The sequence below is a fragment of the Paraburkholderia acidiphila genome (genome assembly GCF_009789655.1).
In the GTDB taxonomy this organism is placed as follows: Bacteria; Pseudomonadota; Gammaproteobacteria; order Burkholderiales; family Burkholderiaceae; genus Paraburkholderia; species Paraburkholderia acidiphila.
Window position 1 is genome coordinate 3010407 of the sequence record NZ_CP046909.1, and the last position, 24356, is coordinate 3034762.

Sequence of the window (24356 nt, forward strand, 5' to 3'; positions counted from 1 at the left end):
GCGGCGCGAACGATGGAAGCGGATCTTTACCATGGCGCGATGTTCAGGAAGAAGCGTTGCAGCCAGCCCATCGTCTCGGCTTCGTCGATCACGCCTTTCGCGGAGTATTCGATCTTCGCATCGGCGACGTCGGTCGAGAGCACGGAGTTGTCTCCGGCAACGGTGTTCGGATTGACGACGCCGGAGAAGCGCACGTATTCATTGCCCTGGTTGATGAGCATCTGCTTCTCGCCGGACACGACGAGATTGCCGTTGGGCAGCACGTTCGTCACGGTCACGGTGATGACGCCCGTGAACGTGTTCGAGGCGTTCGCGCCGCCCGTGGCGTCGAACTGGTTCGCGCCCGTCGTATTCAGGTTCGCGCGGTTGAAGAAGCCCGGCAGGAAGTTCGCGGTGCCCGCGACGCTCGTGCTGGTGCCGCGCTTGGTGTTCGCGCCCGATGACTTGGTCGCGTTGATGTTTTCGGAAATGACGATCGTGAGGATGTCGCCGGTATTGCGCGGACGCTGGTCCTCGAAGAGCGGCCGCCCCGCGTAGCCCGGGTTGTAGATGGCGCCCGGCGACAGGTTCGCGGGCGGCATGGGCGGCACGGCCGTCATCGGCTGCTGCACGATGGGCTGCCGGTTGGGAATGTAGGCGCAGCCCGCCAGCGTCGCGAGCGCCACAGCCGCCACGAGCGAGCGGGCATGGCCCGGCCGCCGTGCGCGGATGCGAGGATGGATTCGAACAGACTGCGACATATTCTTCACCGACTTGATTAACCAGGGACTCAGCCTCAGACCTGCATCTGGCTGAGGGTTTGCAGCATCTGGTCAGAAGTGGTGACCGCCTTGCTGTTGATTTCGTAGGCGCGCTGCGTCTCGATCATGTTCACGAGCTCCTGCACCACGTTCACGTTCGACGATTCCACATAGCCCTGGTTGAGCGTGCCCGAACCGTTCTGGCCCGGCGTGGAAACCGTGGGCGCGCCCGACGAAGCCGTTTCCGACAACAGGTTCTGCCCGTTCGACTGGAGACCGGCCGGGTTGATGAACATCGCGAGCTGCAGCGTGCCGATGGTCGTGTTGTTGGCCGTGCCCGGCGTCGTGACCGTCACCACGCCGTCGCTGCCGATGGTGAGCGAGGTGGCGTTGGCGGGCACCGTGATCGCTGGGATCACCTGGTAGCCGCTCGCCGTCACGAGCTGGCCTTGCGAGTTGGTCTGGAACGAGCCGTCGCGCGTGTAGGCCGTCGTGCCGTCGGGCATCTGCACCTGGAAAAAGCCTGCGCCGTTGACCGCCACGTCCTTCGAGTTGCCGGTCTGCTGCAGGTTGCCCTGCGTGTAGAGACGCTCGGTCGCCACCTGCTGCACGCCCGTGCCCACCTGGCTGCCTGAGGGCAGTTCGGTTTGCTGGGTCGAGTTCGCGCCCGGCTGGCGCAGCGTCTGATACATGAGGTCCTCGAACACCGCGCGCGAGCCCTTGAAGCCATTGGTGCTCACGTTCGCGAGGTTGTTCGAGATCACGTCCATCTGCGACTGCTGGGCCTGCATGCCGGTGGCGGCGATGTAAAGCGATCGGTTCACGGTGTCTTTCTCCCGGTCCGGCCCCGCGCGCGGCGCGAGGCGGCCTTCATGTAACTTGAAATGGCTTAGCTGAAGTTGAGCAGCTGGTTCGCGCTCTGCTCGTTCTGGTCGGCGTTCTGCAGCAGCTTCGTCTGCATCTGGAACTGGCGCGCGTTGGTGATCATCGAGACCATCGCCGCAACCGGATTCACGTTGCTGCCTTCGACCGATTCGGTCGCGACCTGGACGGTCTGGTCCGCGTCGGCGGGGTTGCCGTCCGACGTGTGGAACAGGCCGTCGTCGCCGCGCGTGAGCGCACCCGCCGGCGGGTTGACGAACTTGATCTGGTCGATCATCGCGATCGCGTTGGCGGGACTGCCCGGCGCGATGGCCGAAACCGTGCCGTCCTTGCCGATCGTGATCGCCGAGCCCGGCGGCACCGCGATCGGGCCGCCGCCGCCGATCACCTGCTGGTTGGCGGCGGTGACGAGCTGGCCGTTTTCATCGACGTGCAGGTTGCCCGCACGCGTGTAGGCCTCGTTGCCGTCGGCGGTTTGCACGGCCATGAAGCCTTGGCCCTGGATGGCGATGTCGAGCGGGTTGCCGGTGTGCGAGATCGCACCGGGCGTCATGTCCGAGCCAGGCGTCGCCGAGAGCACGAAGGTGCGCGTGGTCTGGTCGTTCACCGTCGAGCCGTCGCCGAACGACATCGGCACGGCGCGAAAGTTGGCGAGCTGCGCGCGAAAGCCCGTGGTCGAGACGTTCGCGAGGTTGTTCGCGACGACGGCCTGCTGCTCGAGCGCCTGGCTCGCGCCCGTCATCGCGGTATAGATCAGTCGGTCCATGATGTGCCCGGTACGTGGTTAGGCGCGTTACATCTGCAGCAGCGTCTGGTCGACGGTCTGCTGCGTCTTGATGGTCTGCGCGTTCGCCTGATAGTTGCGCTGCGCCGTGATCAGGTCGACGAGCTGGTTCGTCAGGTCGACGTTCGACGCTTCGAGCGCGCCGCCCGTGAGCGTGCCGTGGTTCGTGCTGCCCGGCGTGGAGATCTGCGCCACGCCCGACGCCGTCGTTTGCTGGAACTGGTTGCCGCCCAGGTTCACGAGGCCGTTCGGGTTGTTGAAGTTGGCGAGCACGATCTGGCCAAGCGCCATGGTCTGACCGTTCGAGTAGTTGCCGGTGATGGTGCCGTCCGCGCCGATCGAGAAGTTCGACAGCGTGCCGCTCGGGTAGCCGTTCTGGGCGAGGTTGTTCACGCCGTCGGCCGAGCCGTACTGCGTCGTGCCCGAGAAGTCGAGCGTGAGCGGCTGGGGCGTCGTGGAGCCGTCCGTCGGCGTGATGTTGAAGGTGAACGACGAGGTCCCGTTGCTCGTCACGCCGTTGGCCGTATCCGGGGTAATGCTCTGGAGCGCGCCGGACGAGCTGAACTGCGCCGTGCCGAGCTTCTGCACCGAGCCGGTCTGACCCGCGTAGACGTCCCACTGGCCGCTCGTCGCGTCCTTCACGAAGTACATGTTGACCGTCTGCGCGCCGCCCAGCGTGTCGTATCCCGTGATCGACGTCGAGTAGTTGTAGCTCGTCGAGTCGGTCGCGCTGAACGTCCCGGTCGTCGGCACCGTGTCCTGCGCGTTCAGGTTCAGCTGCGCCGTGATGTTCGACGTCGCCAGCGGCGCGATGTTGGTGGTCGGCACCTTCAGCGCCACGGTCTGTGCCGAATTGATCACGCCGGTCGAGCTGGCCGCGTAGCCCATCAGGTCGTTGCCCGAGGCGTCGGTGATATAGCCGTTCTTGTCGAGCTGGAACACGCCGTTACGCGAGTACGTGACCGTGCCGTTGTTCGACATCTGGAAGAAGCCGTTGCCGTTGATGGCGACGTTCAGCGCCTGGCCCGTCGTGTTGATCGTGCCTTGCGCGAAGTCCTGCTGCACCGTCTGCAGCGAGGCGCCGAGGCCGATCTGGTTGCCCACCGACGTCGCGATGGTGTTCGCGTAGACGTCGGCGAACTGCGCCGTGCTCTGCTTGAAGCCAACCGTGTTCGCGTTGGCGATGTTGTTGCCGATCACGTCGAGGTCGTTCGACGACGCGGCGAGGCCGCTCAATCCTTGCTGATAGCCCATGTTTGTCTACTCCGCGTTGATGGTGTTCAGAGAATGGCGCCCACGCCCGAAAGCGGGACCGTCTTGCCGTTGGCGAGCGAGAGGCTCGCGGTGCCGTCCGACTGCTGGACCACGCCCTGCACCTGGCTCGCGACGAGCGCGGTGGCGGTGGCGGACTGGCCGTTGGTCGTCGCGGTGGCGCTGATCGTGTAGGTGCCGTCGGCGACCGTGTTGCCCGAGCTGTCCTTGCCGTTCCAGGTGACCGGCACGGTGCCGGCCGACTGCGCGCCGAGGTCGAGCGTGTTGACGACCTGGCCTGCCGAGTTCGTGATCGTGAGCTTGACGTCCGAAACCGCCGAAGGCAGCGTGACGCCGAGCTGCGGCGCCGAACCGCTCTTCACCGTGGCGCTGCTGCCGGCCGCGAGCACCGTCGAGCCGATGAGCAGCGCGGCCTGCGCGTTCTGGCCCGCCGAAAGCTGCGTGGAGAGCGAGGTCAGCGACGTGTTGAGCTGCTGGATGCCCGACACCGTGTTGATCTGGGCGAGCTGCGAGGTCATCTGCGAGCTGTCCATCGGATCGGTCGGATCCTGGTTCTGCAGCTGCGCGACGAGCAGCTGCAGGAAGGTGGTCTGCAGGTCGCTTGCGCTCGTGCCGCTCGACGACGACGACGAGCTCGAACTCGTGCCGTTCATGGTGTCGAGCAGTTGCTGCGACACGGTGGCGGTGCTGCCGCCGATGGTTGTGTTGCTGGAACTCAACGCGTTCTCCCTCGATTGCGCTTCGTGCTTGGCGTGTGGTGGTGGCGGGCGTTGCGTCGTTGCGCGCCCGCTGGTCTCTGTATTACTGCGTAGTGCGTGCCGTGCTTCGGGTGCCTGCTTCAGGTCCCGCTTTACGTCCCGATGGTCAACGTCTTGAGCATCAACTGCTTGGCGGTGTTCAGCGTTTCGACGTTGGCCTGGTACGAGCGCGACGCCGAGATCATGTTGACCATCTCCTGCACCGGATCGACGTTGGGCATCGTCACGTAGCCGTCCGCGTTGGCGGAAGGATTGTCGGGGTCGTACGTCTGCTTCATGGGCGTGGGGTCGTCCACCACGCCGGTCACCCTGACGCCGCCCACCTGCTGGCCCGAGGCCGTGCGCGCGCCGCCGAGCGGGTTGACCGCGAACACGACCTGCTTTGCCTTGTACGGCTGGCCGTCGGGGCCGGTCGTGCTGTCGGCGTTAGCGAGATTGGACGCCGTCACGTTCAGACGCTGCGATTCCGCCGTCATGGCGGATCCCGCAACGCTGAAGATGTTCATCAGGGATGGCATGGTTTCGTTGCCCTCACATCGGGTGCGCGTCACACGCGCGTTGGTCGTTCATGGCTTCGTTACTGCTTGTTGCCCGCGTATTGCCCGCGTATCGCGGCTGCGCTTCGCGCGCGGCGATCAGCTCGAACCCGAGGTGATCGCGGACAACATCGTCTTGATCTGTTGCGAGACCACCGTCATGCCCGACTCGAAGTGCAACGCGTTGTCGGCGAACTGCACGCGTTCGGTGTCGAGATCGACCGTGTTGCCGTCGAGTGCGGGCTGCACCGGCGTGCGGTACATAAGCTGGCTCTTGTAGGTGTCGGCCGGGCCGCCCGTCGGGATCAGCTTCGCGTCGCCGGCCATGTGGCCCGACGTCGTGGCCGCCATCTGCATGCCGCTCGTCACGCCCGCGGGCTGCGCCATCGCGAGCGGCTGGGCGTTGCCGCCCGAGGTGGCCGTCATGCCCACCGTGCCGCCGGCGCCTTGCTGGCGCAGCGCGCCGGCAAGCGACGCCGAGAAGTCCACGTCGCGCGCCTGGTAGCCCGGCGTGTCGGCGTTCGCGATGTTCGAAGAGATCAATGCCTGCCGCGTGGCGCGCACGTCGAGCGCTTCGCGCCCAAAGGCGAATTCGGCATCGAGTTTGTCCAGCATCGGGCGTTCTCCGTGAGGCAAAAAAGGATTCGGCGTGAGCGCGGCAGGCTCGCCAGCGGCGAGGAATCCGGTGCAAGCGCGGCGCAAACGTTAGGCGCGTGACCCGAAGGCCTTTGCGCATGGAGTGGAATATTAGGCGGCGGTGGCAAGAACCAATCGGACGAATAGCCGGTAAAGCGCCCCTCTATTCGACGCAAGCGCGCGGGGACCGCCGCCTAGAATGCGAGGCGTGTCAATGCATTCGATGGAGAACGACGATGCCGCAAACTGCCTCTTTGCGCAGGCCGCACGCCGGCCTGAAGCGGCGTGCGCGCGCGCTGTCGTGGAGCGCGTCCTGGGCGTGCGTGCTGGCCTGCGCCTTCGGTGGCGCGCTCGCTCACGCACAAACAGCGGCTCAAACCGCACCGCAGCCCGAGGGCGCGGGCGGCCAGATCTTTATTGCGGGCAACGGCGACCGCGCGGGCTCGGATGCTGCGCGGATGAACGCGCTGATCGCCAGCAACGCGAAGAAGCCCGCCGCCGCTGCGGCATCCAATGCCGCCGCCACCGCCGCCAACGCGCCCACCAGTGACGCCGCGCCGCTGCGCGCGGCCAGCTACGCCGATCTGAATTCGCGCGGCGTGCCCGAGGATGCGCGCGCGGGCGTCGAGTCGAACGGCATGATCACGATTCCGGGGCCCGGCGAACGTGTGCCTCAGGGCGACGCGCCGCGCATCGTCACGATTCCCTCGCCGGGTGCGAGCGCGCAACCCGTGCGTGTGCCGGCGGCCAACCCGAACAACGCGGGCACGCTCCAGCGCGTGAACCTGCCGGGCACCGCGAACCGCGTCGCCGCCGTTGTCGTCGAGGCAAGTGCGTCTGCCGGCGCGCTCGCGAAGCCCGTTGCCAACGCAAGCGCCAGCGCGCCTGCCAATCTCAACAACAGCGCGAACACCAGCGCCGCCGCCGCGAACGTCCAAACCGTGCCGCCCGGTCAGCAGGACGGCGAATCGATCCGCGCCGTCGCGCTCACCTTCCTGCAGCAGCAATCGGCGGGCTTGCCGGGCCACGTGAACATTACGGTCGCGCCGGTGTTCCCGCGCGGCCTCGCGGCCTGCACTTCGCTCGAGCCGTTCATGCCGCCGGGCGCGCGCACCTATGGCCATACGACCGTGGGCGTGCGCTGCATCGGCGCGAAGCCGTGGACGCTCTATGTGAGCGCGCGCATTGCCGTGGACGTGACTTACTACGTGGCCTCGCGCCAGATCGGCGCGGGCGAAGCCCTCTCGGCTGCCGACTTCATGCCGCGCGCGGGCGACCTCGCGAACCTGCCGCAGACCATCATCACCGATCCCAACCAGGCAACGGGCGCCGTCGCGCTCGCGCGGATTGCCGCGGGCCTGCCGCTGCGCACCGACATGCTGCGCAGCGCGGCCTCGGTCGTGATCGGGCAAACCGTCAAGGTGATCGCCGTGGGCAGCAACTTCACGATCTCCGCCGAAGGCAGCGCGCTCAACAACGCCGAGCCTGGCCAGCAGGTGCGCGTGCGCACGAGCGGCGGCCAGATCATCTCGGGCGTGGTCAAGGACGCCGGCACCGTGCAGGTGCAAATCTAGGACCGGGAAGATCTGGTAAGGGCCGGATCGTGGCGAATTGAGCCCCGCCCGGCGGTCCGATCCGGCAATTTCCGGCTTGGTGCGCCAGCACACGTAACAGCATGTAACGGTGGGATTTTCGGCTAAAGTTCGGCCCGACCTATGCCGTTATCAAGGTCAAATCGATCAGGAAAGCCCATCGTGAAAGTTGACTCCTCCACCCGCAATGATGCGCGCCCGCTGCAGGATGGCCTCGCGCGTTCGCAAGGCGATGCGACCAGCGTCGCCGCCGGCACCGACAACGCGGCCACCTCCGGCGCTGCAAGCAGCGCAAGCGCTGCGGGCGCGAACGTGAGCCTTTCGTCGCTTTCGTCGACGATGCGCTCGCTCGCCGCGAGCGGCTCCGCCGACATCGACACGGCGCACGTGCAGTCGATCAAGGACGCGATCCGCAACGGCACGCTGCAGATCGACTCCGGCAAGATTGCCGACGGCGTGATCCAGACCGCCCGCGACCTCATGAAGCCGACGTCGGGCAACTGACGTCCGACGCACGAGCGCCGCGCAAACCTCGTTTTTTTGGTGCCTTGCAATGAAAGATGCCCTGTTGGCCACACTGATCGACGAACACGCCACGGTCGAGGCGTTCGCGTCGCTGCTCGCCTATGAAGAAAAGGCGCTCGTGTCGGCCGACGGCATGGAGGCGCTTCCGCAGATCGTCGAGCAGAAGACGACGCTCACGCAGCGTCTCGCTGGCCTCGAAAAGGCGCGCGACGCGCAGCTGGCAGGCCTGGGGCTTCCCGGCGGCCGTAAAGGCATCGAAATGGCCTGCGACGGCGACCCGCGTCTGGCGAGCCAGTGGGCGTTGCTCAAGGGTTCGACCGAGCGCGCGCGCCGCAAAAATCTCACGATCGGCATGATGATCCGCACGCGCATGGAACATAACCGCCGCGCGCTCTCGATCCTGCGCGGCGAAACGGGCAACGGCGCGATGCTGTACGGTCCCGATGGGCGGCTGCCGGCGTTCGGGCTGTAAGCGCCCCGGGCGCGTCGTTCACTAAGGATTCGCCAAAGACAAAAGCCGAAGCAGTGATGCTTCGGCTTTTTTGTTCGCGGCAACGGATGGCCGATGGCGATGACGTCTTCATGCTTGCTTGATCGTCGCAACGGGCAGGAATAGTCTGCGCGGCGTAGTGGTGAACGACTCGAATCCGTATTTCCGATAGAACCCCGCCGCATTCTCATCGAGCGCGTCGACGAGAACACACTGCACGCCCACCGACTCTGCCGTTGTCAGTACGACATCCAGTGCGTGCATCAGCAGATGCTCACCAAGGCCCTGGCGCTGATGCCTCGTGTCGACAGCCAGCCGGGCGAGCAGGACCGCGGACACGCTCCTCGGCAATCGTGCGTGTGGCATGCCGTCCGTTTCTATCGCTGTCGCCGCAAGCGCGTAGTAGCCTGCTATCGTGTGCGGCGCAGACGACATCGCGGCAACGTAAGTGCGAGACAGATTCTTTTTCTGGTGCTGACTCGCTACGTGGCGAATCCATTCGCTCATCGAATCGATGCCGCAATCGAAGCCGTTGCGGTCATCGCTCTCCCTCAGCTGACGAATCTGCGTTTGCACTCTTGTTCTTCCTGAAGCGAGCCATCGCGCGCTGCAGCGCCTCATTGGGCTTCGGCGGCTCGTCGAGCAGCGCGAAGAAGCGCTTCGATTCGTCCATCGTCAGGCGGATGGAACGAATGACCTCTTCCTGCTCGATGACCTGCTCCGCGGCCCTAAGCGCGGCCTGCACAATAAACTGATTGAGAGTACTGCCCGAAAGATCTGCAGCAAGCTGCAGGATTTCCTGTTTCTCCGCGCTCAACCGGGCAGTGATACGCCCGCGGCTGGAGTTTTCCATACCGTTGTTGATAGCCATTGTTGATCCTTTTTTCGGGCCTGGCGCACGCCTACATCTTTAGGCGGATACGGAGTCCGAGGTTCTGAAGCGAGGTGTGGGGCGCGGCCCCCTCTGACCCGGTCGAGCCCGGCTGGACCGGGTCGATCTCCTTTCGCGGAGATGGAGCCACTATATCATGCGTGGTGCCAAATTGACACCACTCGGGCTAAGCTGCGCACCCAACAAAAAAGCCGGAGCGCTCTCGCACTCCGGCTTTTTCCCCACATCCGGCCCGCGCCTGACATTGCGCGGCGTCTACTGCCTCAATTCTCCTGGCCGGCCCATGCCATCTCGCGCAGCCGCGTGCGCAAGCGCGCCACCGCCTGGCTGTGCAGCTGGCACACGCGCGACTCGCTCACCTCCATCACCGCGCCGATTTCGCGCAGGTTCATGCCGCGCTCGTAGTAGAGCGACATGAGCAGCTTCTCGCGCTCGGGCAGCCGCTCGATCGCCTCGACGAGCGCGCCGCGCAGGCTGTCGTCGAGCAGCGCCGAAAGCGGGTCCGAATGATCGACGCAGTAGCGGTCGAGGAACGGTTCGTCCTCGGCGGAGCGGTCGAAGTCTTCGTAGTAGATGAGCTGGCTGCCATGCAGGTCCTGCAGCATGCTCTGGTATTCGTCGAGCGGCATGCTCAGGTGTTCGGCGATCTCCGTCTCGCTCGCCGAGCGTCCGAGCCGCTGCTCCACCTGATGCACCGCGCTTTCCACTTCGCGCGAGGTGCGGCGCAGGCTGCGCGGCAGCCAGTCGTTGCTGCGCAGCTCGTCGAGCATCGCGCCGCGAATGCGCTGGCTCGCGTAGGTTTCGAACTGCGCGCCCTGATCTTCCTTGTAGCGGTTGGCCGCGTCGAGCAGGCCGATCATGCCGGCCTGGATCAGGTCGTCGAGGTCCACGCTCGCCGGCATCTTGGCCACGAGCTGCAAGCCGAGCCGTCTGACGAGCGGCGCGTACTTCGCAAGCACGTCGGCCTGCGAAATTTTTCCTTGAGCGTTATACATCGACATCGTGCTCTCCACTTCTCATGTCCCTGTTGGGCGTCGTCGTGCGCACGTCAAACGTGCTGCGGCGACGTCCGCTGCGCGGGCGTATCGGTCCGCCAGCCCACGTGGGCCGGTGCGGACGCGGATGTTGCGTTGGGTGCGGGATGCACACCCGTCACGCTCGTCACGAACGAATCGGCGTTCGCGGCGAGCGTGCTGTGTGCGGCGTTTGCGTGCGTAGCGTGTAGCTGGACGCCGGCTCGCGGCGCGCCGTCCAGGTCGTCGGCGGATGCTTCGCCCGCCGCTTCGTGTTCTTCATCCTTCGGGACAAACGGTGCGCTGGCGCGCGCCGTGGCCGGCGAGCACGCCGAAACCGCGGGTCGCATGGGCCAGTGCGGCAGTTCGGCGGCCACCTGCCGGAAGTCGCGCGCGGCGTTGGTCGAAGGAAACGCATCGACGATGCAGCGCGCGAGCTTGAGCGCCTGCGCCATGTGCTGATCGGCGGCGACGCATCCGGCGCTTTCGAGCGACACGCTCAGGTAGCGGCTCGCCACCCCAGCGAGGTTTTCGATCGCGGTGTGCGCGTCGCTTGCGCTCGCCACATGGTTCGCGAGCACGCGAAACTGCGCGATCGCATGTGCGAAGTGCAGCCGCTTCATGCACGCATAGGCGTCCGTGATCGACTGCGCACCGATGCGCATGACAATCAGCACGTCATGCGCGTGCATGGCGAGCGGCGACAGCGCGCCTTCGGCGTCGAGCTGCGCGTCGATCAAGACGATGTCCGCGGGGCCCGAAATGACTTTTTGCAGCTGCGCGGCCGTGTACTGCGCGCGGTTGTCGCGCGAGGCGGCCAGCACGCCGAAGCCGAGCGCGTGACGCCCTACCGCTTCGTCGAGCGTGCGCTCGCCGCGCATCACGGCGGCGAAGTTGCCGGCGCCGCGCACATTGCCCACCAGCGAGCAGACCGAGCGGGGTCCGAGACACTCGTCGATCACGAGCACGTCCTTACCCTGCGCGGTGAGCGCCGCCGCGAGATTGACCACGGTGGTCGTGCGGCCGGGCGAACCCGCACCGCCTGTCACCGCGACCACGCGCGAGCCTTCGCGCGCGAGAAGCCGCCGCAGCCCTTCGGCCTGATCGATTACGAACTTATCCAAACCTGACCTCGGGAGCCTGCGAATTCGAACGCGTCGAGAGAGCCGACAGCAGCGCCGGAATATCGTCTTCGTGCGGCACGAACGGCGAGCTCTCTCGCGGAATGCAGAACGCGCTGCGGATCAGGAAGCGGCGCGTCGCCACGTAAAGGTTCTCGGGGACCTTCTGCCCCGTCGAGACGTAATGCACCGGCAGCTTGTAGCGCAGCACCGTGTCGAGCGCGCTGCCGAGGTTGGTCGCCTCGTCGAGCTTGGTGAGGATGCAGCCCGTGAGCGGCGCGTTTTCCGGGCCGCTCTGGTAGGCCTGCACGACTTCGTTGAGCGTGTCGCCGTGGTTGGTCGCCGAGAGCAGCAACAGGCGCTGCACCGGGCGGCCCGCGCCGCACAGCATGGCGATCTGGTCGGCCACGGCGCGGTCGCGCTGGCTCATGCCGATCGTGTCGATCAGCACGATGTGCTTGTTCTTGAGTTCGGTGAGCGCGAGCTGGAGGTCCGCGCCGTCGCGCACCGCGTGCACCGAAACGCCGAGGATCTTGCCGAAGATGCGCAGCTGCTCGTGGCCGCCGATACGGTAGCTGTCGGTGGTGAGGAGCGCCACCTTGCTCGCGCCGAAGCGCATCACGCAGCGCGCGGCGAGCTTCGCCGTGGTCGTGGTCTTGCCCACGCCCGTCGGCCCCATCAGCGCGAACACGCCGCCACGCTCCATGAGCGCCTCTTCGTCTTCGAGCACCGGCAGGTTCGATTCGAGCACCGACTGGAGCCATTCCATGCCGGCTTCTTCGGTTTCGACTTCGGGCAGGCGGTCGATCATCATCTTCACGAGCTGCGCCGAAAAACCCGCGGCGAACAGCTGCTTGGTGAGCGCGCCCTGCACCGGGCTGCGGCGCTGGCGCTCGCCCCACAGGAGGCCCGCGAACTGCTCTTCCATCATGCCGCGCATGGAGGCGAGCTCGTTCATCACCGTTTCGTTGACGACCTGCTCGATGCGCGCGCGGATCGCTTCACTCACGGTCTGTGCCGCGTCGGCGCCCTGCGCGTTGCGGCTGCCGGGCGCGGGACCCGCGGCCTCCGGGCCGTGACCGAGGCGCTGCGCGGCGCGACGCGCGGCGACATGAGCGGCTTCGAGCGCCCAGTCGGGCGTGCTGGCGTCTACATCGGGCGGCAGCACCGGGTCGGCGACATTGCCAAGACCGCGTGCCGCCGCGGCCGCGGGCGTCATGCCCGGCACGCGCGGGGCGTTTTGCTGGTTCGCGATGCGGCGGGCGTGATCGATCAGCCAGGGGTTCGATTCGGCCATGGTGCGCGGCGTCTCGCTCGCGCTCGCCGTGGCGGCCTGTTCAAGGCGCGCGGCGGCTTCACGGGCGGCGGCCGGGGCGTTGGCACCCTGCGCCATGGGCGCAAACGATGGCGCGAAGGCCGGCGTGGCAAGCGACTCGGTCGCGGCCTGCAGCGCCATTTGCAGCGGCGAGTGCGCATGCGGCACGGGTTGCTGCGATTGCGTTGCCTGCAGCGCGGATTGCAGCGTTGGCGGCATCGCCGATTGCGCGGCCTGCTGGCCCGCCGCGGCGCGCGAGGAAGGCGAAAGCGGCGCGACGGCGGCAGACGCTGCCGCCGCTTCCTTGCCGAGCGAGACAGCGGTGTCGGCGGCGTGATCGCCATCGGCATCGACGTCCACGCTCGCGCCGCCCTTTTCGGCACCCACTTCCGGGCTCGCGCCGAACACCGACGAGAACACGTCCGGCATGCCGCTCGCATAGGGGTTCGCAGCGCCGATCGGGGCGGCGAGCGCCGCCGGGGCCGCGCCGGGCGCAGCGCGCGGCGAGCGCGGCATTTGCGTCATGGCGGTGGGCTGCGCGAACGGGCCGCCTTGACCACCCTGGCCGCTAAAGCCAACCAGCGCTTGCGCCGCGGCAGCATCGGCAGGCGTGATCGCCGCGAGATCGCGGTCCGCGAGCGCGACGATTTCAACGCTGCCGTCGTCGAGCGTGCGGTTCGACAGGACGACGGCGTCCGCACCCAGCGCTTCGCGTACGAGCCGTAACGCGTCGCGGCTGGTGCCACCGATGAATTTGCGAATGTTCAAGCTAAGCCCCTGATGAGGTGAGCGGCTTATGCCGCCGCCGGTCGTCTGTTGCTGGAATGGCGCTGGATTGCTGCCGGCCGTGCGTCGCTCGCAAGGCCTTTTCCGATGTTGGAATTATTTCGAAGGTGAGTCCCCCATGATCGATGGATCAAGGCGGAGAAATGTGGGTAATTCGCGGAATCGGTGGAGAGGGTGGCGCGGGAGGGAGAAGTGGGGCGTGGCCTTCCGTGTTGACACGTCGCTTCCCGAAAGCGACCAAATATGCGACTAAATATTCGACCTATAATCAGGTCGATTGATCGCCATCACCGCACGGCGACTCCCGAACGTGCGCAGCGCTTCGAGGCCCCCGAAAATGGAAAGCATTCTGGCAAGAGCATCGATTGGTATCAGCGAGCTAAAGGTGAACCCCATGGCAGCCATCGAACAGGCCGACGGCCCCGTCGCGATCCTCAACCGGAACAAGCCGGTTGCCTACCTCGTCCCCGCAAGCGAATGGGAAGCGATCTGCGAGCGGCTGGAGGACGCCGAGCTTGCGGATATCGTTCGCTCCCGTGCCGATGAAAAAGTCTTGAGCGTCAAGCTTGAAGACCTATGAGCTGAAGTTCCGCGAAACCGCGCTCAAGGAGTGGCGGCAACTGGACTCGACGGTGCGCAAGCAATTCCTGAAGAAGCTCGAAGAGCGCGTCGTGACGCCTCACGTGGCGTCCGCGCGTCTGAGCGGCATGGCGGACTGCTACAAGATCAAGCTCGTGGCTTCGGGCTATCGCCTCGTCTATCAGGTCGTGGACGGCGAGCTGGTCGTGCTCGTGATCGCCATCGGCAAGCGTGAAGCGGACGAAGCGTACAGGAAAGCCCGCACGCGGCTCGGCTAACAAAAAAGCCCGCTGACAGCGGGCTTTTTCTCCATTCGGGGCGTCGCGGCACTCGTCGCGGCGCGATCAATGTGCCCCGATCACATTCACCACCTTCACGTTGCGCGTATCCGGCACTTCCGCATACGACAGCACCTTGAGCTGCGGCAGGCTTCGGCGCAGGAACCGCGAGAGCATGGGGCGCAACGCATGCTGCACGAGCATCACGGGCGCGAGTCCCAGCGCCTGCTGACGCGCCATCGCCTGCTCCGTCTGCGTGAGCAGCGTATGCGCGAGACCGGGTTCGAGGCCGGGGTTCGGGCCCGAGGTGAGCGTCTGCGAAAGCACGCGCTCGAGGTTCGCGTCGAGGCCCATCACCTGCATGTCGGCGTTGCCGGGGAACCATTGCTGCGTGATCGCGCGGCCGAGCGAGATGCGCACCGCCGCCGTGAGGTCGTGTGCGTCGGTGATGCGCGGCGTGTGCTCCGCGAGCGATTCCATGATCGTGCGCATGTCGCGAATCGGTACGCCTTCTTCGAGCAGGTTCTGCAGCACCTTCTGCAGCGTCGTGACCGGGAGCACCTTCGGCACGAGGTCGTCCACGAGCGAAGGCGTGTCCTTCTGCACGCGCTCGAGCAGCGCCTGCACCTCGCGACGCCCGAGCAGTTCGGCCGCGTGCATGACGACGAGGTGATTCAGGTGCGTCGCCACTACCGTGCTCGAATCGACCACCGTGTAGCCGAACACCTGCGCCTGCTCGCGCACGTTCGAATCGATCCACACGGCGGGCAGGCCGAACGCCGGGTCCGTGGTCGGCGTGCCCGGCAGCACCGCGCTCACCTGGCCCGGGTTGATCGCGAGCCACTGGCCCGGATAAGCCTCGCCCGTGCCCACTTCCACGCCCTTCAACGCAATGCGGTAGGCGTTCGGGCGCAGTTCCAGGTTGTCGCGGATATGGATGACGGGCGGCAAGAAGCCGATTTCCTGCGCGAACTTCTTGCGAATGCTCTTGATGCGCTTGAGCAGTTCGCCGTCGGTGTTCTTGTCGACAAGCGGAATGATGCGGTAGCCCACTTCGAGGCCGAGCGTGTCGATGAGCGCGACGTCGTCCCAGGTCGCCTCGGCATTCTCGACCGGCGCGAGCGCGGCGGGCGCGACGTCGGCGATCGCGGCGCTCGCCTTCTTCGCCTCGGCGTTCTTCTTCAGCGTGCGGCCGAGCTGGATCGAGCCGCCGCCGAGCAGCAGAAACGCAAAGTGCGGCATGCCCGGAATCAGCCCCATCATGACGATGATCGTGCCGGTGATCATGAGCACGCGCGGGTTCGTGAAGAGCTGCCCGGTGAGCTGCGTGCCGATGTCTTCGTTGGTCGCGACGCGCGAGACGATCACACCGGCCGCCGTGGAAATGACGAGCGACGGAATCTGCGCAACGAGGCCGTCACCGATGGTGAGCAGCGTGTAGGTCTCGCCCGCCGAGGCGAGCGGCATGCCGTGCTGCACGACGCCCACGATCAGGCCGCCCACGATGTTGATCACCATGATCAGGAGACCGGCGATGGCGTCGCCGCGCACGAACTTGCTCGCGCCGTCCATCGAGCCGTAGAACTCGGCTTCCTGGGCAATCTCGCTGCGGCGCTTGCGAGCCGCCTCTTCGTTGATGAGGCCCGCGTTCAGGTCGGCGTCGATCGCCATCTGCTTGCCGGGCATCGCGTCGAGCGTGAAGCGCGCGGAGACTTCGGCGATACGGCCCGCGCCCTTCGTGATCACCATGAAGTTGATGACCATGAGGATCACGAACACCACGATACCCACGGCGAAGTTGCCGCCCACGAGGAAGTGGCCGAACGACTCGATCACCTGGCCCGCGGCGCCCGGGCCGGTATGGCCGTCGAGCAGCACGATACGCGTGGAGGCCACGTTCAGCGAAAGCCGCAGGAGCGTGGAGAACAGCAGCACGCTCGGGAACGCCGCGAAGTCGAGCGGCTTCATGGTGTACATGCTGACGAGCAGCACCATCACCGAAAGCGCGATGTTGAAGGTGAACAGCAGATCCAGCAGGAACGGCGGCAACGGCAGGATCATCATGCCGAGGATCATGCAGATCAGGATCGGTCCCGCCAGCGCGCGCAGATTCGTGCTTTGCAGCATCTCCGGGCGCCGCGCGAGGAAACCGGTGCGGGCGTTCATTCTGTTGCTCCTTCAGTGCCGTCGCGCGCCGCGTTCTTGTCGGTGCGCCCGGCGGTGTTCGATGCGTTGTTTGCGTTGCTGCTGTTGGTACGTTCGGCGGCCGTGCGCTCCTCTGGCGTGAGGGCTTCGTCGGCTTCGCTGGCTTCGTCTTCGTCGCTCACTGCGCCCTTGTCCATTTCGGGTGGCACGTCGAGGTCGGTCGGCTCCATCGGCACATCGCCGCCATGCTCGCGAAAGCGCTTGAGCTGATAGACCCACGCGAGCACCTGCGCCACCGCGCCGTAGAGCGGCCCCGGGATTTCGCGGTTGAGGTCGACGTTGTAGTAGAGCGCGCGGGCGAGCGGCGGGGCTTCGAGCAACGGCACGTTGTTCTCGGCGGCGATCTCGCGAATGCGCGCGGCCACGAGGTTCACGCCCTTCGCAACGACCTTCGGCGCGCGCATCTCGCCATCGGCGTACTTGAGCGCGACGGCGAAGTGCGTCGGGTTGGTCACGACCACGTCGGCCTTGGGTACCTGGGTCATCATGCGGCGGCGGGCGGCGGCGCGCTGCTGCTGGCGAATGCGTCCCTTCACGTGCGGATCGCCTTCGTTCTCGCGGTGCTCGCGCTTGACCTCTTCCTTGGTCATGCGCAGCTTGCGGTAGTACGACCACAGCTGATACGGCACGTCGAGTGCGGCCACCACGAACATGCCGGCGACCGTCATGCCGCAGCACACGCCGATCAGATGCATCGCGTCGGCGAACGCGCGCGGCGCGGGCTGCATGGCGAGCCCGAGTATCTCGTCGCGCCGGTTCCATAGCGCCGAGCCGCCGATCACGCCCACCACGAGCGTCTTGGCGAGCGACATGCCGAGCTGGATCGGCCCGTTCACGGAGAAGATCCGCCCAAGCCCCGTCATGGGATTGAGGCGGCTGAAGTTCGGCTGCAGCGACTTCGTCGAGATGAGCCAGCCGCCAAGCGCCATTGGCGCGAGCAGCGCGGCGAGCCCCGTGAGCGCGAGCACCGGCATGAGCGCCATCAAGCCTTCGCGCGCGGCAACCCCTGCGCCGATGAGCATGCGGCTGGTTTCGAACGCGCTCGCGTGATTGAACGTGAACGCGCCGCGCATCATGGCCTGCAGATGCTCGCCGATCGTGCCGGAGAGCATCCACGTGCCATAGAAGCCCGCCGAGAGCAGCGCGAACGTCGCCAGCTCCCGGGAACGCGGAACCTGCCCCTCCTCCCGCGCCTTTTCGAGGCGCTTGGGAGTGGCGGATTCTGTTTTCTCGAGGTCGCTGTCCTCAGCCACGCATGCTCCGGTCGTGGGCGCGCGCCGCTCGTCGCGGCTGCGCGGCTGGCGCGCGCCCTTTTTCAGTGACAGCGATTATTGCCGCGCAAGCCAAGCAGCGATTGACGGAGTAAGCCGGGTAAATCAGGGTATTTCGGCCGATGGAAACGGGGCGCCATCACCGGCGCGCGCGGGCGCGCGATGCGCAAGGCGCTCGCGGGCCGCAAAACTCGCGCGACGGGTGCTCAGTACGCCACTCAGTACGCCACGTAAGGCGCCTTGCCGCCGGATGCGGTCAGGTCCATGCCGTAGTACACATAGCGCCCGTAGAAAAACGACAACCCAAGGTCGAGACTCGTCGACGACCCGAACTGCCCGGCCAGGTTGTTGGCCGCATAGTTCGCGCCGCTGCCGAGCAGGCTGTTGCCATTCGCGACATTGAAGGCCGCGGTGCCAGTGGTTGCGCCATTATTGGAAACGAGCGCTGCGCTGAAGGACTGCGTGGACGAGGGGCAATAGAAGGAGCCGAGATTGCCGCCGCACTGCGGCAGGCTGCTGTCGGCGAAGAAGATCGCATTCGAGCCCGAGTCGAGGAAGGTCTGCAGCGTGCGTCCATTGAACGTGGAGCTGAGCCTGCCCGATGAGTCCGTGACGAAGGTTTGCGTGGCGTTCATCGCGTTGTTCGACTGTGTACCGATGCCGAACACGAGCGTGCCCGTCGCGCTGGGCGCGCCACTGTCGGACACCGGCGCCATCTCCAGGATCACGCCATTGCCGTCCGTGCCGAACTTGGGCACGGGGTTGGCCACGAGCTGCGTTTGCGCGACCGTTGCGGCAACGCAGTTCGTGTTGCCCGGGCAAGCGTAATAGCTGCCGAAGGTGTCATAAGGCGCGACACCGATACCGAGAATGCCGTTCGCGCCCAGGTCCTGCGCCGTGTTCTGCGGGTTGCCGAAGCCAGCGCAGGCCTGCGGCACCGAACTCGAGGCCAGGTCGCCGATCACCTGGATCGGAATACCGGATGCCGTTTCGCCGCCGATCTTGACGTCGACGGAACGCACGGTACCCCACGTGTAGCCGTCCGCAAAGGCCGTGCACTCGGCGAGATTGCCGCCGGTGACCTGCGTGGCGGGCAGTGAGTTCAGCACATTCGGCAAGGCCGACGCGAGCACACGCAGGCCGAACGACGCCGTATCCACCTGAACGTTGTTGACGGTTTCGCAGGTACTCGTGCCGGCCTGGCAAATCGTCACGCTCACGGTGGGGATGTTGGGCAGCGTGCCGGTCAGTCCGCTGTTCACGGTGACGGGCACCGTGTTCGCGGCGGTCGCCGCAGTAGGCTGCTGGTTGGGACTGGGCACCGAGGAGCCATTGCCGCTGCTGCTGCCGCTCGAACTGCTGCTGTTGCTGCTGCCGCCCCCGCCTCCACAGGCGGCGACGAGCGAAACGACGGCCACGAGCGCGGCTGTCGAAAAAAACCGGAAAGGGCGCAGCCACACGGTGCGCGAATGGCGTGAAGTCAGCACGTTCGGCCTCCGCTCGTCACTGGATATCGGAGCCGCTGACGCCTGCAGGCAGCGCCTGCGGCAGCCATGCCTGCCCGGAGAAGGCGCCCATGTGGCCGCCCGAATGCACGATGACGTTCGAGTTTTCGACCACGCCCGGCCCGCGCACGAGACCGGCCGCGTGGCTCGCCTTCACCCCGGCCGTGTATTGGGGAAAGTAGCTGCCTAGCAGCGTGGCGAGGTTGGGCATCTGCGGACCGTCCCAGGCAACGCCGAATACGGTGCCGGCCGGCGTGAGGTACTCGCGCACCACGGTGCCGTTGGCCAGCGTGGTCTGCTGGACGGTATAGGCGGAGTTCGCGGAAGCGCCGGAAGCCGCGGCTTGCACGGCTGCGCGCGCAACGGCCGACGCGTTGCCGGTCACCGCGGCCGCCGAGGCGGCGCTCAGGGTGCCGACGCTCGCGCCCGCCGGTGTGGGCATGGGCGCGCCGCCGAGCGCCGCATGCGCCAGGGGCGCCGCGAGCAGTGCGCAAAGCAGTGAAGCAAGCAGCGCCGCGCCGGGCGCGCGGCGGAGTGCGGCGCGGCGCGCAAACAGGCGCGCCGCCTTGCCGCAGAATGATGTGTATGGATACAAGGCGTCCCCTCCCTCTGGCGATGGCACGTTGCACCATACGCTGCCGGGCCACGCGGGAACGGCGCGGGAAGGGGCAGCAGAACGGGCAACGGCTGGCTCAGCTTCGTTGCACCACCGCGACGCGCGCGGCGGGACGAAGACATAGCCAGTAGTATGCCCGCCCTGGATTACAGGAGGCAGTTAGCCGGACGGCCAGTCTGCTCCCGGTCTAGAACCCGAGGCTTGCGAGCAGATCGTCGACCTGCGCCTGGTCCTGCACCACGTCGGTCTTGCCTTCCGGATTGATCTGCGGACCGTTGAGCAGGCCTTCGGGGCTGCCCGTGCTGCTCTGGGTCTCCGCGAGCGCCGCCGCTGTCGCCGCGAACTGCTCGCGCCGCTCCGGCGCGATGTTCTCGACCAGCACGGTAAGCAACTGCTGCTCGATCAGATAGACCACGTCCATGATCTTCTTGATCACCTGACCCGTCAGGTCCTGGAAGTCCTGAGCGAGCATGATCTCGAGCAGCTGCTGGTTGGTCGCCGCGGTGGCTTGCGGCACGCCGTCCACAAAGGCGCGTGTGTCGTCCATCAGCTGGCGCACTTCCTCGCGGCCGATCGGCGCGTCGTACCACGTCGCCCAGCGGCTCGTCAGTTCCTTCGCGTCGTGCTCGAGCGTTTCCTGCAGCGGCTTGGCGATGTCGATCGCGGTCAGCACGCGCTCGGCGGCCTGCTCGGTCATGTTCGCGACATAACGCAGCCGGTCGCGCGCGTCGGGCACCGCCTCGGCGGCGCGCTCCACGTGCTTGTCGAGACCGAGTTCGCGCATCGAGTCGCGCAGGCTGCGCGTCAGATGGCCGATGCGCGCGAGGATGCGGTCCGTCGCCAGCTCGCCCGCCTCGCCCGCGGCGGGCGGTGCGAAGTCGAACTCGGGAGGCTGCGGGAGCGGTTCGGCGCCCTCGCCTTCCGGCCACTCACCGGGTTGCGCACTGATGGGCTCGTTCACGTCAGCTCCCCGTCTTGGCCATCTTCTCGAGAATCTTGTTGAGCTTCTCGTCGAGCGTGGCAGCCGTGAACGGCTTCACCACATAGCCGCTCGCGCCTGCCTGCGCGGCCGCGATGATGTTTTCCTTCTTCGACTCGGCCGTCACCATCAGCACCGGCAGGTGCGTCAGGTTCGCGTCGGCGCGGATCTCCTTGAGCATGGCCAGACCGTCGAGGTTCGGCATGTTCCAGTCGGAGATCACGAACTCGTAGTTGCCGCCGCGCAGGCGTGCGAGGCCCGCTGCGCCATCTTCGGCTTCGTCGACGTTCGAGTAGCCCAGTTCCTTCAGCAGGTTGCGGACAATCCGGCGCATCGTCGGAAAATCGTCCACCACCAGAATCTTCATTCCCTTATCCATCACGTTCCATTCCTCCAGGCGAAAACCCGGGCAATTATCCAGAGAAGCGCACTGCCTATCCAGATAAATTAATCGCGAGCGATCGTGCAAGCGTTTGCGGCCAACACGATCTCTCGATATTGGTTGTTCATCAGACGCGCTGGACCCGGTCGCCCATCGAGGCGAGGCGGGTCATCACGCGCCGGCTCATGTCTGCCAGCGAGGCGATTTCGTCGGCGCCGCCCATTGCAATGGCTTCGCGCGGCATGCCGAACACGATGCAGCTCGCCTCGTCCTGCGCGAGCGTGTACGCCCCGGCCTGACGCATTTCGAGCAGCCCGGCCGCACCGTCGCGGCCCATGCCCGTCAGAATCACGCCGATGGCGTTCTTGCCCGCATGCAGCGCCGCCGAGCGAAACAGCACGTCGACCGACGGACGGTGCCGGTTGACCGGCGGGTCGTCGGACAGATGCGCGATGTAGTTCGCCCCGCTGCGTGCGAGCAAGAGGTGGGCGTGGCCCGGCGCGATGTAGGCATGGCCGGGCAGCACACGTTCGCCGTGCTCTGCTTCCTTGACGGTAATGCGGCACAGCCCGTTCAGGCGCTGTGCGAACGACTTCGTGAACCCCGGCGGCATGTGCTGCGCGATCAGCACCGCGGGCGCGTCGGGCGGCAGCGGCTGCAGCACTTCGCGGATCGCCTCGGTGCCGCCCGTCGACGCACCGACGATCACGAGCTTTTCGGTCGAGACGAGCCGGTTGTTGATCATCGGCGCCGGGCTCGCCGACTGGGCGGCGGCCTGCGCGTGCGCGGCGCCTCCTGCTGCGGCAGCGGCGGGCGCATGGTGAGCGCGCACGCGGGCGCGCGCAGCGGCGCGGACCTTGTCGGCGAGCTTTTCCGAGTATTCGAGCATGCCGTCGCGAATGCCGACCTTCGGCTTCGTCACGAAGTCGACCGCGCCGAGTTCGAGCGCGCGCAGCGTGATTTCATTGCCGCGCTCGGTCAGCGACGACACCATCACGACCGGCATGGGCCGCAGGCGCATGAGCTTCTCGAGGAAGTCGAGGCCGTCCATGCGCGGCATTTCCACGTCGAGCGTGAGCACGTCGGGGTTGTGCTGCTTGATCAGCTCGCGCGCGACGAGCGGATCCGGCGCGGTGGCGACGACCGTCATGTCGGGCTGACTGTTGATGATTTCCGTCATCAAACTGCGAATCAGCGCCGAATCGTCGACGCAGAGAACCTTGATTTTTTGCACAGCGTTCACGCCTCCTCTACTGTCCTGGCGTTGTCTTGACCGGATGCGCGCAGCGCGGACGACCCGCCCGAGCCGAACAGCTCGATGCGAGGCCGCGCGCCCTGCGGCTGGGATTGGGAAATCTGGGACGCCGCGTTCGCTGCAAGAGCGGTCGCCGCGGCGCCCGGGCCCGCACGCCCTGCGCTGCCGACTCCGAACAGCTCGACGCGCGCACGCGCACGCGCGAGCCGTTCGGCGCGCGCCTCGGCGGTTTGCGCGGCGAGCTGCTGTTCGCGCTCGGCCACGCTCGTGTCCTGCGAGAGGCGCAGCTTCTTCACCATGACCTGGCCCGTGCGCGGCAGAAACGCCACCTTGCGCGGATGCGAGCCTTGCAGGTCCTCGGCCACGATGCGGATGTTCTCGGTCGCGAGATAGCGGCGCACGAAGGCGGCGTTGCGGTCGCCGATGTTCATCGTCGTCATGCCCGCGAGCACGGCCGCACCGCCGAACACCTTGGCCTCGAAGCGCTCGCGCCGGCCGCCCGCCTTGATCAGTTCGTTGATCAGCACTTCCATCGCGTACGCGCCGTAGCGCATCGCGTCGGAGGCGCCCGTGAGCGCGTGGGCGGAGTCCGCGCCGTCGTCGGGCAACATGAAGTGGTTCATGCCGCCAATGCCAGCGCTGCGGTCCTGGATGCACGCCGCCACACACGAGCCGAGTACGGTGACGAGCACCATGTCGTCGCCCGTCGTAAAGAACTCGTTGGGCAGCAGCTTCACGCCGGGACGCTGGAAATGCGTGTCGAAATAGCGATTCGTCGCGATCGGGAGACGGGCGCTCATGCGGGCACTCCGAGCGCGTCGTTCGCGCGGCGCGGCGCGGCATTCGCGTGTGCGCCACGCGTGAGTTCGTACACCGTCTGGCCGCGCAGACGGAACGCCTGCGTGACATAGGTGAAGTTCTCCGAGTGGCCCGCGAACAGCAGACCGTCTGGCTTCATGAGCGGCTCGAAGCGCGTGAGGACCTGCGCCTGGGTCGGCTTGTCGAAGTAGATCATCACGTTGCGGCAGAAGATCGCGTCGAACGTGGTACGCAAGCCATAGTCCGCGTCGGTGAGATTGAGCTGCTCGAACTTGATCATCGCGCGCAGCTCCGGGCGCACCTTCACCATCCCCGCGTGCGAGCCCGTGCCCTTGAAGAAGAAACGCTTGAGGCGCTCGGGCGACAGATGCTTCACCTGGTCGAACGAGTAGACGCCCGCGTCGGCCTTGGCGAGCACCTGGGTGTCGAGGTCGGTGGCGAGCACGCGTGCTTCGCGCGCAGCGCGGTCGCCAAGCGCTTCGATGAGCGTCATCGCGATCGAGTACGGCTCTTCGCCCGTCGAAGCCGCCGAGCACCAGACCGAAACCGGCTGCGAACCCGGCGCACCCCGGCGCTTCACGAAATCCGCGAGGATCGGGAAGTGATGCGCTTCGCGAAAGAATGCCGTGAGGTTCGTGGTGAGCGCGTTCGTGAACGCTTCCCACTCGTGCGCGTCGTTGCGCGCTTCGAGCTGGTCGAGGTACTCGCGAAAACTGTCGATGCCGAGCGTGCGCAGGCGCCGCGCGAGGCGGCTATACGCCATGTCGCGCTTGTGGTCCGAGAGCGAGATGCCCGCACGACGGTGGATGAGCGCGCGAATGCGCTCGAAGTCCGCCGAGGTGAAATCGAAATCGCGGTTGCTCTCGACGCCCGCACCAACCGGCTCGCCGGCGTCGTGGCGTGAATTTCGCAGCGCTTTCATGCTGATACTCCTTCGCATTGCGCGCCGCCCACTGCATGGGATACCGCGGCGCAGGACTGCTGCGCGCCGCGCCTGCCCGGTTGCAATGCGTGCGGCGCATGGGCGGCCTGCGCGACGCGCGTGGACCCTGGGGTCCGGCGCGGCAGGTCTTGCCGTTGTGTAGCGCTCATGTGCATTGCAGTTGCTCGTCGTGTTCAGTACTT

Annotated in this window: 25 protein-coding genes and 1 pseudogene; 5 read left to right on the forward strand and 21 right to left on the reverse strand. The window is 66.5% G+C overall.

The genetic code is table 11. From position 1 onward, the window contains the following. Window positions 1-26: 26 nt before the first annotated feature. From FAZ97_RS13730 to FAZ97_RS13760, 7 genes are all read right to left on the reverse strand, one after another. Entirely contained in the window at window positions 27-740 is a 714-nt protein-coding gene (locus tag FAZ97_RS13730; protein WP_158758877.1) for a flagellar basal body L-ring protein FlgH, read from the reverse strand. Window positions 741-775: 35 nt separating this feature from the next. Beyond that, window positions 776-1564 carry a flagellar basal-body rod protein FlgG gene (flgG, locus tag FAZ97_RS13735; RefSeq protein ID WP_158758878.1) on the reverse strand — a complete coding sequence of 263 codons (789 nt, stop codon included), beginning with the start codon at window positions 1562-1564 and terminating at the stop codon, window positions 776-778. 65 nt (window positions 1565-1629) lie between these two features. After that, window positions 1630-2388, reverse strand: coding sequence for a flagellar basal-body rod protein FlgF (gene flgF, locus FAZ97_RS13740; RefSeq protein WP_158758879.1), 759 nt, complete (start codon window positions 2386-2388; stop codon window positions 1630-1632). 27 nt (window positions 2389-2415) lie between these two features. Then, the gene (gene flgE, locus FAZ97_RS13745) at window positions 2416-3660 is read right to left on the reverse strand and encodes a flagellar hook protein FlgE (protein WP_158758880.1); all 1245 of its coding nucleotides are present in this window, start codon (window positions 3658-3660) and stop codon (window positions 2416-2418) included. A 26-nt stretch (window positions 3661-3686) separates the two neighbouring features. Continuing rightward, window positions 3687-4331, reverse strand: coding sequence for a flagellar hook assembly protein FlgD (locus FAZ97_RS13750; RefSeq protein ID WP_158759171.1), 645 nt, complete (start codon window positions 4329-4331; stop codon window positions 3687-3689). Window positions 4332-4528: 197 nt separating this feature from the next. Then, complete coding sequence (flgC, locus tag FAZ97_RS13755) at window positions 4529-4954, reverse strand: flagellar basal body rod protein FlgC (protein ID WP_042269015.1); 426 nt, start codon at window positions 4952-4954, stop codon at window positions 4529-4531. Window positions 4955-5071: 117 nt separating this feature from the next. Then, window positions 5072-5587, reverse strand: a complete 516-nt coding sequence (locus FAZ97_RS13760) for a flagellar basal body protein (protein WP_158758881.1) — start codon at window positions 5585-5587, stop codon at window positions 5072-5074. 257 nt (window positions 5588-5844) lie between these two features. Here FAZ97_RS13760 and flgA point away from each other — a divergent pair, with 257 nt between their 5' ends. The 3 genes from flgA (at window position 5845) to FAZ97_RS13775 (ending at window position 8197) form a co-directional block, all read left to right on the forward strand. Next, entirely contained in the window at window positions 5845-7182 is a 1338-nt protein-coding gene (gene flgA / locus FAZ97_RS13765; RefSeq protein ID WP_158758882.1) for a flagellar basal body P-ring formation chaperone FlgA, read from the forward strand. A 180-nt stretch (window positions 7183-7362) separates the two neighbouring features. Next, window positions 7363-7704 carry a flagellar biosynthesis anti-sigma factor FlgM gene (gene flgM / locus FAZ97_RS13770; RefSeq protein WP_158758883.1) on the forward strand — a complete coding sequence of 114 codons (342 nt, stop codon included), beginning with the start codon at window positions 7363-7365 and terminating at the stop codon, window positions 7702-7704. 49 nt (window positions 7705-7753) lie between these two features. Then, on the forward strand, window positions 7754-8197 hold the full coding sequence (locus FAZ97_RS13775) for a flagella synthesis protein FlgN (protein ID WP_158758884.1): 444 nt from the start codon (window positions 7754-7756) through the stop codon (window positions 8195-8197). A 108-nt stretch (window positions 8198-8305) separates the two neighbouring features. On the opposite strand, the gene FAZ97_RS13780 is transcribed toward FAZ97_RS13775, so the two are convergent. The 5 genes and pseudogenes from FAZ97_RS13780 to flhF all read right to left on the reverse strand — a co-directional run bounded on the left by FAZ97_RS13780 (window position 8306) and on the right by flhF (window position 13324). Continuing rightward, on the reverse strand, window positions 8306-8791 hold the full coding sequence (locus FAZ97_RS13780) for a GNAT family N-acetyltransferase (protein WP_233271593.1): 486 nt from the start codon (window positions 8789-8791) through the stop codon (window positions 8306-8308). Then, window positions 8754-9086, reverse strand: coding sequence for a type II toxin-antitoxin system TacA family antitoxin (locus FAZ97_RS13785; protein ID WP_158758885.1), 333 nt, complete (start codon window positions 9084-9086; stop codon window positions 8754-8756). The genes FAZ97_RS13780 and FAZ97_RS13785 overlap by 38 nt, the downstream gene beginning before the upstream one ends. Before the next feature lie 284 nt (window positions 9087-9370). Beyond that, window positions 9371-10102 carry an RNA polymerase sigma factor FliA gene (locus FAZ97_RS13790; RefSeq protein ID WP_158759173.1) on the reverse strand — a complete coding sequence of 244 codons (732 nt, stop codon included), beginning with the start codon at window positions 10100-10102 and terminating at the stop codon, window positions 9371-9373. Window positions 10103-10461: 359 nt separating this feature from the next. Beyond that, window positions 10462-11244, reverse strand: a pseudogene (locus FAZ97_RS13795) (nucleotide-binding protein); the annotation flags it as partial. Further along, a complete protein-coding gene (gene flhF, locus FAZ97_RS13800) occupies window positions 11237-13324 on the reverse strand; it encodes a flagellar biosynthesis protein FlhF (RefSeq protein ID WP_158758887.1) in 2088 nt (695 codons plus the stop codon). The pseudogene FAZ97_RS13795 and the gene flhF, both read right to left, overlap by 8 nt. 412 nt (window positions 13325-13736) lie before the next feature. On the opposite strand from flhF, the gene FAZ97_RS13805 reads away from it, so the two are divergent. Together FAZ97_RS13805 and FAZ97_RS13810 are read left to right on the forward strand one after the other, a co-directional pair. Further along, window positions 13737-13922 (forward strand): type II toxin-antitoxin system Phd/YefM family antitoxin, encoded by a 186-nt coding sequence (locus tag FAZ97_RS13805; protein ID WP_407671778.1) that lies wholly within the window; start codon window positions 13737-13739, stop codon window positions 13920-13922. Further along, window positions 13909-14199 carry a type II toxin-antitoxin system RelE family toxin gene (locus tag FAZ97_RS13810; protein WP_158758889.1) on the forward strand — a complete coding sequence of 97 codons (291 nt, stop codon included), beginning with the start codon at window positions 13909-13911 and terminating at the stop codon, window positions 14197-14199. Before FAZ97_RS13805 ends, FAZ97_RS13810 begins: the two co-directional genes overlap by 14 nt. A 66-nt stretch (window positions 14200-14265) precedes the next feature. Here the strand turns inward: FAZ97_RS13810 and flhA are convergent, their stop codons facing one another. From flhA to FAZ97_RS13855, 9 genes are all read right to left on the reverse strand, one after another. Continuing rightward, the gene (flhA, locus tag FAZ97_RS13815) at window positions 14266-16365 is read right to left on the reverse strand and encodes a flagellar biosynthesis protein FlhA (RefSeq protein WP_158758890.1); all 2100 of its coding nucleotides are present in this window, start codon (window positions 16363-16365) and stop codon (window positions 14266-14268) included. Next, complete coding sequence (gene flhB, locus FAZ97_RS13820) at window positions 16362-17657, reverse strand: flagellar biosynthesis protein FlhB (RefSeq protein ID WP_158758891.1); 1296 nt, start codon at window positions 17655-17657, stop codon at window positions 16362-16364. Before flhB ends, flhA begins: the two co-directional genes overlap by 4 nt. A gap of 236 nt (window positions 17658-17893) precedes the next feature. Then, window positions 17894-19159: a DUF3443 domain-containing protein gene (locus FAZ97_RS13825; protein WP_233271685.1), complete on the reverse strand. Its 1266-nt coding sequence runs from the start codon at window positions 19157-19159 to the stop codon at window positions 17894-17896. A 19-nt stretch (window positions 19160-19178) separates the two neighbouring features. Then, entirely contained in the window at window positions 19179-19691 is a 513-nt protein-coding gene (locus tag FAZ97_RS13830; RefSeq protein ID WP_233271686.1) for a DUF2844 domain-containing protein, read from the reverse strand. A gap of 292 nt (window positions 19692-19983) precedes the next feature. Then, complete coding sequence (gene cheZ / locus FAZ97_RS13835; protein WP_233271687.1) at window positions 19984-20640, reverse strand: protein phosphatase CheZ; 657 nt, start codon at window positions 20638-20640, stop codon at window positions 19984-19986. Between the two features lie 118 nt (window positions 20641-20758). Further along, a complete protein-coding gene (cheY, locus tag FAZ97_RS13840) occupies window positions 20759-21154 on the reverse strand; it encodes a chemotaxis response regulator CheY (protein WP_028203354.1) in 396 nt (131 codons plus the stop codon). 130 nt (window positions 21155-21284) lie between these two features. Further along, the gene (locus FAZ97_RS13845; protein ID WP_199272103.1) at window positions 21285-22391 is read right to left on the reverse strand and encodes a protein-glutamate methylesterase/protein-glutamine glutaminase; all 1107 of its coding nucleotides are present in this window, start codon (window positions 22389-22391) and stop codon (window positions 21285-21287) included. Between the two features lie 5 nt (window positions 22392-22396). Next, window positions 22397-23212 carry a chemoreceptor glutamine deamidase CheD gene (gene cheD / locus FAZ97_RS13850; RefSeq protein WP_158758894.1) on the reverse strand — a complete coding sequence of 272 codons (816 nt, stop codon included), beginning with the start codon at window positions 23210-23212 and terminating at the stop codon, window positions 22397-22399. After that, window positions 23209-24153, reverse strand: coding sequence for a CheR family methyltransferase (locus FAZ97_RS13855; RefSeq protein WP_158758895.1), 945 nt, complete (start codon window positions 24151-24153; stop codon window positions 23209-23211). The genes cheD and FAZ97_RS13855 overlap by 4 nt, the downstream gene beginning before the upstream one ends. Window positions 24154-24356: the final 203 nt, after the last annotated feature.

What these genes read in the sequence shown, in the direction of transcription:
- FAZ97_RS13750 (WP_158759171.1), bottom strand. Translation starts at nt 4,331, where the DNA reads ATGAACGGCACGAGTTCGAGCTCGTCGTCGTCGTCGAGCGGCACGAGC.
- flgC (WP_042269015.1), bottom strand. Translation starts at nt 4,954, where the DNA reads ATGCCATCCCTGATGAACATCTTCAGCGTTGCGGGATCCGCCATGACG.
- flgE (WP_158758880.1), bottom strand. Translation starts at nt 3,660, where the DNA reads ATGGGCTATCAGCAAGGATTGAGCGGCCTCGCCGCGTCGTCGAACGAC.
- cheD (WP_158758894.1), bottom strand. Translation starts at nt 23,212, where the DNA reads ATGAGCGCCCGTCTCCCGATCGCGACGAATCGCTATTTCGACACGCAT.
- flgA (WP_158758882.1), top strand. Translation starts at nt 5,845, where the DNA reads ATGCCGCAAACTGCCTCTTTGCGCAGGCCGCACGCCGGCCTGAAGCGG.
- FAZ97_RS13855 (WP_158758895.1), bottom strand. Translation starts at nt 24,153, where the DNA reads ATGAAAGCGCTGCGAAATTCACGCCACGACGCCGGCGAGCCGGTTGGT.
- cheY (WP_028203354.1), bottom strand. Translation starts at nt 21,154, where the DNA reads ATGGATAAGGGAATGAAGATTCTGGTGGTGGACGATTTTCCGACGATG.
- FAZ97_RS13790 (WP_158759173.1), bottom strand. Translation starts at nt 10,102, where the DNA reads ATGTATAACGCTCAAGGAAAAATTTCGCAGGCCGACGTGCTTGCGAAG.
- FAZ97_RS13760 (WP_158758881.1), bottom strand. Translation starts at nt 5,587, where the DNA reads ATGCTGGACAAACTCGATGCCGAATTCGCCTTTGGGCGCGAAGCGCTC.
- FAZ97_RS13775 (WP_158758884.1), top strand. Translation starts at nt 7,754, where the DNA reads ATGAAAGATGCCCTGTTGGCCACACTGATCGACGAACACGCCACGGTC.
- FAZ97_RS13805 (WP_407671778.1), top strand. Translation starts at nt 13,737, where the DNA reads ATGGCAGCCATCGAACAGGCCGACGGCCCCGTCGCGATCCTCAACCGG.
- flhA (WP_158758890.1), bottom strand. Translation starts at nt 16,365, where the DNA reads ATGAACGCCCGCACCGGTTTCCTCGCGCGGCGCCCGGAGATGCTGCAA.
- FAZ97_RS13730 (WP_158758877.1), bottom strand. Translation starts at nt 740, where the DNA reads ATGTCGCAGTCTGTTCGAATCCATCCTCGCATCCGCGCACGGCGGCCG.
- FAZ97_RS13785 (WP_158758885.1), bottom strand. Translation starts at nt 9,086, where the DNA reads ATGGCTATCAACAACGGTATGGAAAACTCCAGCCGCGGGCGTATCACT.
- flgF (WP_158758879.1), bottom strand. Translation starts at nt 2,388, where the DNA reads ATGGACCGACTGATCTATACCGCGATGACGGGCGCGAGCCAGGCGCTC.